The 12,528-nt window shown below is 61.1% G+C and carries 10 protein-coding genes; 4 read left to right on the top strand and 6 right to left on the bottom strand.

Translation table 11 applies throughout. The features are described from left to right. Positions 1-88: 88 nt before the first annotated feature. From rho to IPP03_08360, 4 genes are all read right to left on the bottom strand, one after another. Complete coding sequence (gene rho / locus IPP03_08375; protein MBL0352662.1) at positions 89-1,348, bottom strand: transcription termination factor Rho; 1,260 nt, start codon at positions 1,346-1,348, stop codon at positions 89-91. A 159-nt stretch (positions 1,349-1,507) separates the two neighbouring features. Further along, positions 1,508-1,834 (bottom strand): thioredoxin TrxA, encoded by a 327-nt coding sequence (trxA, locus tag IPP03_08370; GenBank protein ID MBL0352661.1) that lies wholly within the window; start codon positions 1,832-1,834, stop codon positions 1,508-1,510. 105 nt (positions 1,835-1,939) lie between these two features. Next, positions 1,940-2,542: a response regulator transcription factor gene (locus IPP03_08365; GenBank protein MBL0352660.1), complete on the bottom strand. Its 603-nt coding sequence runs from the start codon at positions 2,540-2,542 to the stop codon at positions 1,940-1,942. Beyond that, entirely contained in the window at positions 2,539-4,518 is a 1,980-nt protein-coding gene (locus IPP03_08360; protein ID MBL0352659.1) for a PAS domain S-box protein, read from the bottom strand. The genes IPP03_08365 and IPP03_08360 overlap by 4 nt, the downstream gene beginning before the upstream one ends. A gap of 157 nt (positions 4,519-4,675) precedes the next feature. Here IPP03_08360 and IPP03_08355 point away from each other — a divergent pair, with 157 nt between their 5' ends. Genes IPP03_08355 through IPP03_08345 form a run of 3 tightly spaced genes read left to right on the top strand, consistent with a single transcriptional unit; the run spans position 4,676 to position 7,800 of the window. Beyond that, positions 4,676-5,680, top strand: coding sequence for a TRAP transporter substrate-binding protein (locus tag IPP03_08355; protein MBL0352658.1), 1,005 nt, complete (start codon positions 4,676-4,678; stop codon positions 5,678-5,680). A gap of 60 nt (positions 5,681-5,740) precedes the next feature. After that, on the top strand, positions 5,741-6,520 hold the full coding sequence (locus IPP03_08350) for a TRAP transporter small permease (GenBank protein MBL0352657.1): 780 nt from the start codon (positions 5,741-5,743) through the stop codon (positions 6,518-6,520). Beyond that, complete coding sequence (locus IPP03_08345) at positions 6,517-7,800, top strand: TRAP transporter large permease subunit (GenBank protein ID MBL0352656.1); 1,284 nt, start codon at positions 6,517-6,519, stop codon at positions 7,798-7,800. Before IPP03_08350 ends, IPP03_08345 begins: the two co-directional genes overlap by 4 nt. Before the next feature lie 155 nt (positions 7,801-7,955). Here the strand turns inward: IPP03_08345 and IPP03_08340 are convergent, their stop codons facing one another. After that, positions 7,956-9,614 (bottom strand): hypothetical protein, encoded by a 1,659-nt coding sequence (locus IPP03_08340; GenBank protein ID MBL0352655.1) that lies wholly within the window; start codon positions 9,612-9,614, stop codon positions 7,956-7,958. 214 nt (positions 9,615-9,828) lie between these two features. On the opposite strand from IPP03_08340, the gene IPP03_08335 reads away from it, so the two are divergent. Continuing rightward, entirely contained in the window at positions 9,829-11,691 is a 1,863-nt protein-coding gene (locus tag IPP03_08335) for a potassium transporter Kup (protein MBL0352654.1), read from the top strand. 139 nt (positions 11,692-11,830) lie between these two features. On the opposite strand, the gene IPP03_08330 is transcribed toward IPP03_08335, so the two are convergent. Then, positions 11,831-12,526 (bottom strand): succinate dehydrogenase iron-sulfur subunit, encoded by a 696-nt coding sequence (locus IPP03_08330; GenBank protein ID MBL0352653.1) that lies wholly within the window; start codon positions 12,524-12,526, stop codon positions 11,831-11,833. Between the last annotated feature and the right edge of the window lie 2 nt (positions 12,527-12,528).

Raw genomic sequence — 12,528 nt, 5'->3', positions numbered from 1 at the left:
TTTCGTTGCGCGACCGGCGGTTTTGGCCGACCTGGAAATCGCGAAATTATCCTCGAAAAATCACGCGCTTGCAAGACGAATTCGAAGCTCAGCCGCGGCGCATGGCGTCAAAAAACTCGGCATTGCCCTTGGTCGACTTGACCTTGTCGAGCAGGAATTCCATGGCAGCGAGGTCGTCCATCGGGTAGCACAGCTTGCGCAGCACCCACATCTTCGACAGCACGTCCGGCTTGAGCAGCAGTTCCTCACGGCGGGTGCCGGAGCGGTTGACGTTGATTGCCGGATACATCCGCTTCTCGGCCATGCGGCGGTCGAGGTGAATTTCGGCGTTGCCGGTACCCTTGAACTCTTCATAGATCACTTCGTCCATGCGCGAGCCGGTGTCGATCAGCGCGGTGGCGAGAATGGTCAGCGAGCCGCCTTCCTCGATGTTGCGCGCGGCGCCGAAGAAGCGCTTCGGCTTTTGCAGCGCGTTGGCGTCGACGCCGCCGGTCAGTACCTTGCCTGAGGCCGGCTGCACGGTGTTGTAGGCGCGGGCGAGGCGGGTGATCGAGTCGAGCAGGATGACGACATCTTTCTTGTGCTCGACCAGGCGCTTGGCCTTCTCGATGACCATTTCGGCAACCGCAACGTGGCGCGTGGCCGGTTCGTCGAAGGTCGAGGCAACGACCTCGCCCTTGACGGTGCGGGTCATTTCGGTGACTTCTTCCGGGCGTTCGTCGATCAGCAGCACGATCAGTACGACGTCAGGGTGATTGGCGGTGAGGGCATGGGCGATGTTTTGCAGCATCACCGTCTTGCCGGTTTTTGGCGGCGAGACGATCAGGCCGCGCTGCCCGGCGCCGACCGGGGCGATCATGTCGATGACGCGGCTGGTAATGTTTTCGTCGGCCTTGATGTCGCGCTCGAGACACAGCATGCGTGTCGGGTGCAGCGGCGTCAGGTTCTCGAACATGATCTTGTGCTTGTTCGCCTCGGGCGGGAAGCCGTTGATCGATTCCAGCTTGGTCAGTGCGACGTAGCGTTCTCCGTCCTTCGGCGTTCGGATCTCGCCCTCGATGGTATCGCCGGTACGCAGGTTGAAACGCCGGATCTGCGACGGTGAAACGTAGATGTCATCCGGGTTGGCGAGGTAGGAAGTGTCGGACGAGCGAAGGAAGCCGAAGCCGTCCTGCAGCACTTCGAGCGTGCCGTCGCCGTAGATCGTGTCGCCGTTCCGGGCGCGGGCTTTCAGGATCGCGTAGATCAGTTCCTGCTTGCGCATGCGATTGGCGTTCTCGATGACGAGTTCGGTGGCCATGTCGAGCAGTTTGCTGACGTGTAAGGTCTTGAGTTCGGAGAGTTGCATATGTGGGTAGTTGTGGCACCTGCGATGGGCCGGGCGAATGCCGGTGGCCGGATGGCGCTGTGGGGTGCTTTGGATGGGGGGAGATCGACGCCGGCTTCAGCCGATGCTGCGTCTGCCTGAAGGCGCGAAACAGGCCTTCAGGCGAGGACGATACGGAGATTACAGGTTGCTGTCAATAAAGGCGGCGAGTTGCGACTTCGACAGAGCGCCGACCTTGGTCGCTTCGACATTGCCGTTCTTGAAGAGCATCAGCGTCGGGATGCCGCGAATGCCGAACTTGGCCGGCGTCGCCTGATTGTCGTCGATATTGACCTTGGCCACCTTGAGCTTGCCGGCGTATTGCCTGGCGATGTCGTCGAGGATGGGTGAAATCATCTTGCAGGGTCCGCACCATTCGGCCCAGTAATCCACCAGAACCGGCTGCTGCGACTGCAGCACCTCGGTTTCGAAGGTGTCATCGGTAACGTAATGGATATGCTCGCTCATGTATTGCCTCGTCGAATGGCAGAATGCCAGTAAAAAAGTCGGGTGCCGAAAACGGCACTGGTGAATTCGCCAGATGCTAGCGAAAAAGCGCAGGCAAGGGAAGGGTCAGTGCTTGGGTTTGAGCAAATTGGCCAGTTCGACTGCGGTTTTTACCTTCATCTTGTCAAACAGGTTGGCGCGATGAACCTCGACGGTGCGCATGCTGATGTTCAGTTCATCGGCGATGATCTTGTTGAATTTGCCGAGCAGAACATGTTCCATGATCTGCCGTTCGCGGGTCGTCAGGGTGGAAAGCCGCGAGTTTACCGAGTCGACCGTGGCGCTCGCCGCGCGTTGCCGGGCATCGAGATCCATCGCTTCGCGGACGCTCGTCGCCAGGTCGTTGTCGTTGAACGGCTTTTCGAAGAAATCGAAGGCGCCCTTTTTTAGCGTCGTCACCGCCAGCGGCACGTCGCCATGACCGGTCAGGAAGATCACCGGCAGCGCCGACTGGCGCTCGCGCAGCATATCGAAGCAGTCGAGGCCGCTCATCCCCGGCATGCGCATGTCGAGAATCACGCAGCCGGCGAGCTTCGGCGTCCACGCGGCGAGAAAGGCTTCCGCGCAGTCGTGGGTCGTGCATGGTATGCCGCGCGATTTCAGTAGCCAGGCCAGCGCATCGCGGATTGCTTCATCGTCGTCAACGAGATGGGCTTGCGGTAGGCTCATGCGGATTCCAGCGGCAGGGTGAATTTGAATATCGTACCCGCTCCGGTCGGCGATCGCGGATTATCTTCCGCCCACAGGCGGCCACGGTGGAATTCGATAATCGAGCGGCAGATCGACAGCCCGACCCCCATGCCCTCCGGCTTGGTCGAAAAGAATGCGGTGAATAGCTTCTCGCGGACTTCCGGCGCGATGCCGCAGCCGTTGTCGGCAACGCTGACGATGACCTCGCCGTCGCCGGCAATTGCGGAGATGCGCAACACCCGCATGTTCTCGGGCGTCGCGCTCATCGCTTCGACGCCGTTGCGGATCAGGTTGAGCAGGACCTGTTCGAGCATCAGGCGGTCGGCCAGCACCGGCGGCAGCGCCAGCCGCGTGTTTTCGATACGCACCCGGTGCTTGCGCATCTCGGCCTCGACGAAGCCGACGCAATCGTCGACGACCTCGCGCAGCGCGCAGGGGGCGCGCTTTGGCTCGCTCTTCCTCACGAAATCATGCACGCGGCGAATGATGCGCCCGGCGCGCTGGGCCTGGACGCCGAGTTTTTCGAGCGCCTCGCGAATATCCGCGCAGTCGACCGTCTTGTTTGCCAGCAGGTTGAGGCAGCCGGTGTTGTAGCTGGCAATCGCCGCCAGCGGCTGGTTCAACTCGTGCGCCAGGGTCGACGCCATTTCACCCATGGTCACCAGGCGCGAGGTGAACTGCAATTGTTCCTGTTGCTGGCGGGCCAGTTCCTCGGCGCGCCGCCGCTCGGTGACGTCCAGTACCGAGGCCATCCAGCCGGTTTGCCGGCCGTTGCTGTCGATCAGCGGCGCCTCATAGACCAGCGCCTGGAAATGCTCGCCATCCTTGCGCCGGAAGGTGATCTCGAAGCCGTCCGGTGGCGCTTCGCCGGCCATCACGACCTGATGCATGGCCATCGTTTCTTCGTATTGTTCAGGCACCCAGTAAGGCATCGGCGGGCTGCGGCCGACCAGTTCTTCGCTCGCGTAGCCGGTCATCCGGCAAAGTGCCGGATTGACGTAGATGATCCTGCCGTCCAGGTCACGCGCCCGCATGCCGATCGTCAGCGAGTCCTCCATTGCCGAGCGCAAGGCATGTTCGGTACGCAGTGCTTCCTCGGTCAGCGCGCGCTTTTTCATAAGGTCGCGGACGATCCACAGGCTCCAGAAGATGCCGCTGGCGAGGATCAGGATAGCGGCGGCGAGCAGGCGCTGCAGCGGATTGCCGGGGCTCTGGTAGCTGGTGACGCGGATGATCAGCCCGTAGCCCGGCGGCTCGAAGGGCAGTTCGTAGGAAAGGTTCGGGGTGCCTTCGATATTCGATTTGGCGGCGAACTGGACGTCGTTGTCGTCGATGACGACCACCCGGTATTTCTCGGCAAACCACCAAGGTACGAGATTGCCGAGCATGGCGTTGATCGAATAGCTGACGACCAGCATGCCGGTCAGCTTGCGTTCAGCGAAGACCGGCACGGCGAGCGCGAAATGGGCGACGTTGCCACGCAGGAAGAAGGGTTCGCTGTAGACCCGCTTGTTGAGGTGGCTGGCCAGTTCGAAAGCCTTCTGCGTCACCGGCGGCCCGAAGGCTTCCAGTTCGCTGTCGGCCGGCAGTGCCCCCGGCAGGACATCGATTACCTGGCGTTTGGCGTCGAACCAGACGATCTGCGCGATATCCGGGTTGTTCTTCAGCATGTGGTTGGCGCGAAGCCGGAAAAGATGCTGACGGTCACCCTGGGGGCCGAGATCCTGGGCCAGTTGCTGGAACTGCTCCTCATTGTTGGCGAGGTGAAAGCGCAGGTTCTGTTCCAGCCACAGCACGTCCTTGATCAGGCTGGCACGTTCTTCCTCGATGTCGTTCTGGTGCAGCAGCCAGAGCAGCGAAACGACTGCAGCCAGCAGCAGCACGACGCCCAGCTTGGGCAGGGCGAAAATCCAGCGCAGGCGGCGGGCGCTGACGGGGGGCGGGAGCGAAAGCATGGAGGGATGTTAAACCAGCCGTCTCCGGCCGGTTCGCGGATTGTGGAAAACCACAATACGGATATCCACAATGCCCCAAGGACCCGCCTTTCGTAATACTCTACGGCTGCTGGCCCCTGTTTTGGCTGAAATTCATAATCTGGAGGAGAAAACCGTCATGAAGATGTCTTCACTATTGTTTGGCCTGATGACCTGCGTGCTGTCGGCCTCTGTTCTTGCCGCCGAGCCGATCGTCATCAAGTTCAGTCACGTCGTCGCTCAGGAAACCCCCAAGGGAATGGCCGCCAATTATTTCGCCAAAAAGGTGGATGAGCTGACCAAGGGCAAGGTCAAGGTCGAGGTTTACGCCAACTCGACGCTGTACAAGGACAAGGAAGAAATGGAAGCCTTGCAGCTTGGCGCTGTCCAGATGCTCGCTCCGTCACTGGCCAAATTCGGCCCGCTCGGTGTCAAGGAATTCGAGGTCTTCGACCTGCCCTACATCTTTGACGGCTACACCGAACTGCACAAGGTCACGCAGGGCCCGGTCGGCCAGCAACTGCTGGCCAAGCTGGAACCCAAGGGCATTCGCGGCCTGGCTTACTGGGACAATGGCTTCAAGTCCTTCTCGCTGAATTCGCCGATCAAGTTGCCGGCCGATCTCAAGGGCAAGAAGATGCGCATTCAATCGTCCAAGGTGCTCGAGGCGCAGATGCGCGCCCTCGGCTCGCTGCCGCAGGTGATGGCGTTCTCCGAGGTTTATCAGGCGCTGCAGACCGGCGTGGTCGACGGCACCGAGAACCCGATTTCCAATCTCTATACCCAGAAGATGTTCGAGGTTCAGAAGCACCTGAGTTTGACCGATCATGGCTATCTGGGTTACGCCGTCATCGTCAACAAGAAGTTCTGGGATGGCCTGCCGGCCGATGTTCGCGGCCAGCTTGAAATTGCAATGAAGGACGCCACCATTTTTGCCAACAAGATCGCCAAGGAGCAGAACGACAAGGATCTGGCCTCGGTCAAGGCGAGCGGCAAGACCGAAGTCTATACGCCGACCAAGGAAGAGCGCATGGCATTCAAGAAGGTGCTGGTGCCGGTGCATAAGCAGATGGAGTCGCGCATCGGCAAGGAAATCATCGAGAGTGTCTACAAGGAAACCGGTTTCAATCCGAATTCCCTGTAATCCGCTGATCTGATCAAACCCGGGGGCCGCGGCCTCCGGTCACACGCCGGGGGAGTCGTAATGATCAACAAGGCGCTCAATCACTTAGAAGAATTGCTGGTGACCTTCCTGATGGGGGCGGCCACCTTGATAATTTTCGCATCGGTTGCCCACCGCTACATGGCCGGAGTCAACGTTCCGGTGCTGCAGGACTGGCTGCTGTCGCTCGATTTCGGCTGGGCGCAGGAACTGTGCATTATCATGTTCGTCTGGATGGCCAAGTTTGGCGCGGCCTACGGCGTGCGCACCGGCATCCACGTCGGCGTTGACGTGTTGATCAATCGCCTCGACGAAAGGATGCGCAGCAAATTCATCGTCTTCGGCCTGCTCGCCGGAGCGCTGTTCACCGGCACCGTTGGCACGCTCGGCGCCAATTTTGTCTGGGAGAACGGCGCCCATTACGCCATCTTCAATTTCCTCGGAATCGCCGGCGAAGGCCTTTACGAAGGCCCGACCACGCCCGACCTCGAATGGCCGACCTGGATCGTCTACTGCGCCATTCCGTTTGGTTCCTCGCTGATGTGCTTCCGTTTCCTGCAAGTTTGCGTTTCCTTCATCCGCACCGGCGAACTGCCGCACCACGATCACGGCCATGTCGATGGCCTGGAAGAGGAAGTGCCACCGGCCGGCGTCGATTACTACGGCATGGATGACAACCTGCACATGCATGACCTCAAGAACCCGATGGTCGGCGACCGCCGCAGCGGCGAAGACCGCCGCCAGGCGGACGCCGGACCAGCCGAACCGGAGCGACGCCACGATCAACGCCGCAAGGCCGATGACCGGGGGGATGCGCAATGAACGCCCTGGTGATTTTCGGCCTGCTGGCCGTCCTCATGCTGACTGGCATGCCGATCTCGATTTCGCTCGGCCTGACGGTGCTGACCTTCCTGTTCACGATGACCCACGTGCCGCTCGAATCGGTCGCGCTCAAGCTGTTCACCGGTATCGAGAAGTTCGAGATCATGGCCATTCCGTTCTTCATTCTCGCCGGCAACTTCCTGACCCATGGCGGGGTGGCGAAAAGGATGATCAATTTCGCCACCGCCATGGTCGGCCACTGGTACGGCGGTCTCGGCCTCGGCGGCGTGCTGGCCTGCGCACTGTTCGCGGCGGTATCCGGGTCTAGCCCGGCGACCGTCGTCGCGATCGGCTCGATCCTGCTGCCGGCGATGGTCAAGGCCGGCTTCCCGAAGACCTTCGGGGCCGGCATCATTACCACTTCCGGCGCGCTCGGCATCCTGATCCCGCCGTCGATCGTCATGGTCATGTACTCGGTGGCGACCAACACTTCGGTCGGTGCCCTGTTCATGGCCGGCGTCCTGCCCGGCATGGCGCTGGCCTGCGTGCTCGGTGGCGTCACCTGGTACCGCGCTCGGAAGTTCGACTATCCGCGGCAACCGAAAGCGAGCTGGGGTGAACGTTGGCAAGCCTTCCGCAAGTCGGTCTGGGGCCTGCTGCTGATCATCGTCGTCATGGGCGGTATCTACACCGGCATCTTTACGCCGACCGAGGCGGCGGCGATGTCTGCGGTCTACGCCTTTATTTGCGCCGTTTTCATCTACAAGGACCTCGGCATGAAGGACGTGCCGAAGGTGCTGCTCAATTCGGCCAACATGTCGGCGATGCTGCTCTACATCATCACCAACGCCGTGCTCTTCTCGTTCATCATGACCAACGAGAACATCCCGCAGGCGCTGGCCGACTGGATGCTCGGCAACGGGCTGGGGATGATTACCTTCCTGCTTGCGGTCAACGTCATCCTGCTGCTTGCCGGCAACTTCATGGAACCGTCGTCGATCGTCCTGATCTTCGCGCCGATCATGTTCCCGGTGGCTATGGCACTCGGCATCCATCCAGTGCATTTCGGCATCCTGATGGTCGTGAACATGGAGGTCGGCATGTGCCATCCGCCGGTCGGCCTTAACCTCTATGTGGCGTCGGGCATCACCAAGATGGGCATTACCGAGCTGACGGTCGCCGTCTGGCCGTGGCTGCTGTCGATGCTCGGCTTCCTGATGATCGTCACCTACTGGCCGACCCTGTCGCTGTGGCTGCCGCAGCAGTTGGGCATGCTCTAGCCAGGAACGCGGAATACGAAGCGGCCCCCGATGGAGTCCGGGGCCGTTTTTTCGCGTTGTCCCCGAGCGCTGGCTCGAGATCCGCATCCTCCGTGTGCGGGTTACTTGCGCGCCCGTGACCGGTTTCCATCAATGCGAACCGGTCCTCGTTGGTATCAGCGCCCGTTTCCCGACAAGGCCGCCCACAGCGCGCGCAATTTCCCGGTTATGCTCAGTCGCTCGTCGGCGAGGTCCTCGAGGAAGTCCGACAGCGGCTTCGAGCGGGCGACGGCGAACAGCACCAGGGCGGTGAATACCACGGCGGCGATCGCGACGTGCACGATGCGTTCCTCCACGGACCCGTCGCCAAACGGAATGATGTTCATGCCGAAATAGCCGGTCATCACGGTGGCGATCAGGCCGAGGATTGTGATCACGGTCAGGCGCACGACGGTATTCGACTGCCGACGCTGCGAGTCGCTGTCGAGATACTGGCTCATTTCGCGGATTTCTTCGCGCACCTCGTCGTACAGCTCGTCGTTGCGCAAATGATTGGCGCACAGGCGGAAAACGGCCTGCACATGCGCGCGTTCCGACAGCAACTGGAACCAGTAGCGGTGCGTGAAGCGCAGGAAGGTCTCGAAGTTGGCGCGAATCCGCCGTTTGAAGCGGCGCACCGATTCGTCGTCGCGGATGTCGAGATCGTTGACCGCATCGGCGAGAATTTCGGAAAAGGCGATCAGGGCAGCCCGGTGCAGGTGGGCGATCAGGAAGACCAGGAAGTACTGATGCCGGAACTGCCCGAGCACGCCGCGCTCGGGATCGGTTGTGAAGGCCACGGCGGCGTCGCCGACCACGGTCAGCGAGTTGCCGGTGCACACGAAGCGCGTGTTCGGGCCGGCTTCGTTGTCGTTCCAGAAGCGGTCCTGGCAGTAGCGCTGCTCGAATTCGACGACCCCCGGCTCGTTGACCGGCAACGGCTCGTCGGGATGCAGCGTCGTCGCCAGCCCGATGCGCACCCAGTCCTCGCGGCGCAGGCGGCGCGGTTCGTCGATCGCGAGAAACGCCATGAGCGGCATGCGGTGATACTCGAGCAAGCGGTAGCGCAGTTCTCCCGTTTCGTCTGAGTGGGCGAGGGCCAGCGGGCGCAGCAGGCAGGCCCAGTGCTCGGAAACGCAGGGGCTCCGGTGTTCGCAGACGAAGGCGAGATATTTTTCGCGGCGCCCGGGGTCGGAACGGGCGACGACCCGCCCGTCGACGTCCAGCCATTCCGAAACGTGGGCATTGTTCAACCCCTCGCCATGCTCGTCCCAGCCTGAAGGATAGGCGCGGCCGAAACGGAACAGGATGTCGCGGACGGTGGCGAGCGGCAGATCGTCGCCACGTACCTCGACGTTGAGCTGGACGACGTCGAGGTCCTGGAAGAAATAGAGGTCGACATGAACGACACGCAGTTCAACCGGTGTCGCGCCCCGGCGCAGCGTCAGACGCAAGCGGTCGATGTCGGTCCGCCGGAAGACGTGTACCGGCGAGTTGCCGGGCGGGTCGTCAGGATTGGATTTGCGGGCGCGGCCTTCGCCGTAAAGAAAGCACTGGACATAAGGCAGGAAGGAGACGAACTCGCGGTAATGGCGCTCCCGGAACTGATCGGGATCGGCCGTGAATTCGTCATCGACGCGGCGCCAGGCATGGGTTTCCCGGCCCGCCTCGAAAATTTCCCAGTGCCGCCCGCCGGCGCCCGCGGTGGCCAGCGCTTCGAGTTGCAGCGGCCACACCAGGTTGGCGTGGAACAGGCGCACGCGGGCGCCGTCGCCGATTTCTTCCGGAACCGCCATAACCATCCTCCTTCGGTTGGTAGCCCGCACTCCGGGCCGCGACGTCGTCAAGCTCCTTCGTTGTGGCGTCATTTTTTTTACGGGCCATCGGGCGTGATCAACCTCCCAACGCTCAGGCGAAGAGAGTACACTATCCGCCGCTGGATGTGGCCTGGAAGACGGGAATCCCCCGCGAGGGTGGCATCGACGCCACAAAAACGCTCAGGGGAATATCATGCACGCTCGTCAATCCGTCCCGGTGCTCGCCGTTGCCGCGATCGGTGTTGTTTTCGGCGATATCGGCACCAGCCCGCTGTATGCCCTGAAGGAAATCTTCAGCGGCCACCATCCGATCCCGGTCACGCCGGACAACATCCTTGGCGTCCTGTCGCTGGTGTTCTGGGCGATCATGATCCTGGTGACGATCAAGTACGTGCTCATCATCATGCGCGCCGACAACCGGGGCGAGGGCGGATCGCTCGCACTGCTCTCGCTGATTATCGAGAAGGCCAGAAGCCCGCGCCTGACCTGGATCATCTCGCTGCTTGGCATCTTTGCGGCCGCGCTCTTCTTTGGCGACAGCATGATCACCCCGGCGATTTCCGTGCTCTCGGCCGTCGAAGGCCTCGAGATCATTACCCCGGACCTCAAGCCGTACGTGATTCCGATCACGCTGGTGATCCTCAGCGGTCTGTTTTTCATCCAGAAGCACGGCACCGGCGCCGTCGGCATGCTTTTTGGCCCGGTCATGGTCTGCTGGTTCGCGATCCTCGGCGTTCTCGGGGTGATTGAAATCGTGCAATACCCGAGCGTCCTCGTCGCGCTCAGTCCGCTTTACGCCATCGGCTTCGTCATTGCCCATCCCGGGCTATCCTTCCTCGCCCTGGGTTCGGTCGTCCTCGCGGTGACTGGCGGCGAAGCCCTGTACACCGACATGGGCCACTTCGGCCGGCCGCCGATTCGCCTTGCCTGGTTCGGCTTCGTGATGCCGACGCTGGTCCTCAACTATTTCGGCCAGGGCGCCCTTCTGCTCAACGAACCGGAGGCCATCGCGAGTCCCTTTTTTCACCTTGGGCCCTCCTGGGCGATGATCCCGATGGTGGTGCTGGCCACGGTGGCAACGGTGATCGCCTCGCAGGCGGTGATCTCCGGCGCCTTTTCCGTCGCGCGCCAGGCCGTGCAGATGGGCCTGCTGCCACGCATGCAGATCATCCACACCTCGGGCCGGGAAGAGGGCCAGATTTACGTGCCGTTCACCAACTGGACGCTCTATCTGGCGGTCGTCGCCCTCGTCGTCGGCTTCCAGAACTCGTCCAACCTGGCTGCGGCTTACGGTATTGCGGTCACCGGAACGATGCTGATCGATACCATTCTCGTCGCCTTCGTCATGGTCCTGCTGTGGCGCTGGAGCCTGATGCTCGTCGCACTGGTCGCCGGCTCACTGCTGTTGGTCGATATCGCGTTCTTCGCCGCAAATGCCATCAAGATTCCCGAAGGCGGCTGGTTCCCGGTCGCCATGGCTCTCGTCTCCTTCACCGTGCTCACCACCTGGCGGCGCGGCCGGCGCCTGCTGCTCGACGAAATGGCCAAGCAGAACTTTCCGCTCGCCGACTTCATCGGCACCATCAGCGACGTTCATCGCATTCATGGCACGGCGATCTTCATGACCAGCGCCAAGGAAGGCGTGCCGTCCGCGCTGCTGCACAACCTCAAGCACAATCAGGTGCTCCACGGGCGCGTCGTGCTGCTGACCGTCCAGACGGCCAACAGCCCCCACGTCAACGATCTCGATCGTATCTACCTGCACCGGCTTGACGCGGGCTTCATTCGCGTCATCGTCCGCTACGGCTTCATGGAGGACCCCGACATTCCCGCCGCGCTGGAGCAATGCAGCCGCTTCGGCGAGACCTTCGACATGATGGAAACGACCTTCTACGTCTCCCGCGAAACCGTCATTCCGCGCATTCCGGGGCGCGATATCGCACCGTGGCGGGCCCGCCTGTTCGCGCTGATGTCCAAGAACGCAACTAGCGCCACCGACTTCTTCAAGATCCCGACCAACCGCGTCGTCGAACTGGGGACGCAACTGGTCCTCTAGGGAGCCGCTGATCAATTCACCGCAAAATATTGTGAGGTGGGATTTTTGATAAAACTATCTGGCTCCAACGCTGAAAAAATGTGATATCGCTCACTTTTAAGACCATTTTTGGCCTTCATGACGCAGATACCACAGGCTCTCAAAGCGAATGCTTGAGCAATTTGATCCGAATTTTTTCGATAGCATGTGATGGACTCAGTCCCTTTGGGCAGACCTCGGTGCAGTTCATAATCGAACGGCAACGATACAGACGATAAACATCGTCGAGAAATTCCAGACGTTCGTCTGTTGCGGTATCCCGGCTGTCGACGATGAATCGGTAACCCTGAAGCAGCGCGGCGGGCCCGAGAAATTTGTCCGGATTCCACCAGTAAGAGGGGCAGAAACCGCTGCAGCAAGCGCACAGAATGCACTCCCACAGGCCATCCAGTTCAGCGCGCTGGTCCGGAGACTGCAGGCGTTCGCGTTCGGGCAGCGGTTCATCGTTGATGAGGTAGGGCTTGACCGAATTGTAGTGAGCGAAGAACTGCGTCATATCAACGATCAGGTCACGAATTACCGGAAACCCGGGCAATGGTCTCAGTAATACGGGTTCCTTCAGCCCGGCTAGCGGCGTAATGCAGGCGAGGCCATTGCGACCATTGATGTTCATTGCATCAGAGCCGCACACACCTTCCCTGCAGGAGCGGCGAAAGGACAGGCTGTCGTCGATGGATTTGAGGCGAATCAGGGCATCGAGCAGCATCTTGTCACTATGCTCCGGCTCCATTTCATAATCCTGCATTGCCGGCTTGTTGCCTGAATCCGGATCGTACCGGTAGATGGAAAAGCGCATGG

The organism is Candidatus Dechloromonas phosphoritropha (assembly GCA_016722705.1).
Taxonomy (GTDB): domain Bacteria; phylum Pseudomonadota; class Gammaproteobacteria; order Burkholderiales; family Rhodocyclaceae; genus Azonexus; species Azonexus phosphoritrophus.
The sequence above is the reverse complement of the archived record's forward strand: the minus strand, read 5'-3'. Positions and strand labels throughout refer to the sequence as shown.